The sequence below is a fragment of the Vibrio sp. 1288 genome, assembly GCF_033344475.1.
The window spans coordinates 1-2,288 of the sequence record NZ_JAWPOX010000078.1 but is presented as its reverse complement, the minus strand read 5'-3'; the positions used below and the strand labels follow the sequence as shown (position 1 = coordinate 2,288).

At 43.8% G+C, this 2,288-nt stretch carries 1 protein-coding gene and 2 tRNA genes; all 3 read left to right on the top strand.

What is annotated here, in order from left to right:
- The first annotated feature begins 1 nt into the window (after position 1).
- The 3 genes from R8O11_RS24680 (at position 2) to R8O11_RS24670 (ending at position 2,287) form a co-directional block, all read left to right on the top strand.
- Positions 2 to 77: transfer RNA gene (locus tag R8O11_RS24680), tRNA-Asn, on the top strand.
- 275 nt (positions 78 to 352) lie between these two features.
- Positions 353 to 1,978, top strand: coding sequence for a methyl-accepting chemotaxis protein (locus tag R8O11_RS24675; RefSeq protein ID WP_318194539.1), 1,626 nt, complete (start codon positions 353 to 355; stop codon positions 1,976 to 1,978).
- Between the two features lie 233 nt (positions 1,979 to 2,211).
- Positions 2,212 to 2,287 (top strand) — tRNA-Phe (locus R8O11_RS24670).
- Position 2,288 lies beyond the last annotated feature (1 nt).

The following is a 2,288-nucleotide window of genomic DNA, read 5'->3' as shown; positions in this document are numbered from 1 at the left end:
TTCCTCCTTAGCTCAGTTGGTAGAGCGACGGACTGTTAATCCGCAGGTCGCTGGTTCGAGCCCAGCAGGAGGAGCCACTTTTAAAGCCGCATCACTTGATGCGGCTTTTTTGTATCTGCTTTATACGTCATTTCTCACTTTCCCATTTATCTGCACTTCATTTCTAAACATCAGCGAACATTAAATCCTTTCTTCAAAAACACTTATTTCACGCTAAAAATTTAATCCTCATCGTAATTTCAATACGCATTAGTATCCGAGCATATTTATCTTCACTAAGATGCCCGAGTTATTACATTTCTTCTTTTAGCTATGCCTTGCATAGTGATAACACTTTATTTGTGAGCTAAATATGAAACTAAAAACTCAAGCCTATTTATTATCTGCGATCATATTGCTAGCTCTCCTAGCTCTGACCGCAACGGGCTTATGGACACTTCGCGTCGCAAGTAACCTTGATAACAAAGCTCGAGTTACTGAGCTATTTAAAAGTGCGTACAGCATACTTACCGAAGTAGAAAAGATGGCTATCGAAGGCAAAATGCCGGAAGACGAAGCGAAAGCATTAGCCACTCGCCTACTTCGTAACAATATCTACAAAGACAACGAATACGTTTATGTCGCAGATGAAAATATGATGTTCATCGCCGCACCACTAGACCCTCAACTGCACGGAACCAGCTTCCATGACTTTAGAGATGGCAGTGGTAATAGTGTAGGCCAACTCATTCTAGATGTATTGGGGCACAAAACAGGTCAGATCGTTGAATATACCTGGAGCCAAAAACAAGCAAATGGCAGCATTGAAGAAAAACACTCGATAGCAGAAAAAACACCACACTGGAGCTGGGTTGTCGGTACAGGTATTGGCTTTAATGAAGTTAACGCACGTTTTTGGTCGACAGCACAATGGCAGCTTGCGCTGTGTCTGATTATCGCGGGAAGTATTCTAAGTGGCCTGATCATTTCGATTCGCAAAATGCTTAATCTACTTGGAGGAGAGCCTAACGACGTGCGCAAAGCAGTTCAAGCTGTCGCTCAAGGAGACATTCAGACCAGTTTTGATACTGTGGCACCGAGAGGAAGTATCTATCGTGCCGTGCAAGATATGAGTCAATCACTAGCTACTATGGTGACAAACCTAGAGAAGTCTATGCATGCACTGCGCGCAGAGTTGTTTGCCGTAGAGGCTCGATCAAATACGATTGCCGATCTTACCGTATCTCAGCAGCAATCAACGGCGATGATTGCCACTGCGATGACTGAAATGGCATCTTCAGCCAACCATGTTGCCAATTCAGCAAGCGACACCGCAAACAATACGGACGAGGCTGACAAACAAAGCCAACATACTCAGAAACTCATTCATAACACGGTTGAAAACATTCAAGGTTTAGCTTCTCAATTAAATACTGCGAGTAAAGCGGTCGCCGATCTAGATCAGGATGTAAATAATATTGTAAAAGTGCTCGATGTGATTGGTGATATTGCAGAGCAAACAAACCTATTGGCACTCAATGCAGCCATTGAAGCAGCACGTGCTGGAGAACAAGGCCGAGGCTTCGCAGTCGTTGCTGATGAGGTACGCAACCTAGCAGGACGCACACAAGACAGCACAAAAGAGATTCAGTATATGATCTCCAATCTGCAAGAAGGCTCTCGCAATGCCATTCACACAATGGAAATATGTGCAGAAACCAGTGAAAGCACTGTTACAGAGTCTAAGAATGCCTCTGAAGCTCTACAGCAAATTGTAACGGCGTTAGAATCTATCACCACAATGAGCCAGCAGATCGCTACTGCTGCCGCTGAGCAGACGCAGGTTAGCGATGATATTGCGCTACGCATAAACCTTATCGAGGAAAGCGGAGGCCAACTCAACTCTGTCGTAACCGAGAGCCAATCAAGTACTCAAAGTTTAGCTTCACTAGCGAATGAGCTAGAAGGTTGGGTAAACAAGTTCTCAGTAAAGCACTAGTTTAAAGTCAATTGTTCAATAAAAAGCACGTTTTCAGACGTGCTTTTTTGTTTTTATCGCCTTTATTTTGCAAGTGAACACACTATCAATGTTAAAACATCGCTTAAAGCATGGCGCATTGCTGCTAAAAACGCATAAAAACAGCCCACTCCGAGCACAAATTCATCAAACGATATTTTATTTTAATTTTATTGTTGACCTGAAAGCCGAAAAGCCTTTTAATACACCTCGTCGCCCGGATAGCTCAGTCGGTAGAGCAGAGGATTGAAAATCCTCGTGTCGGTGGTTCGATTCCGCCTCCGGGCACCAC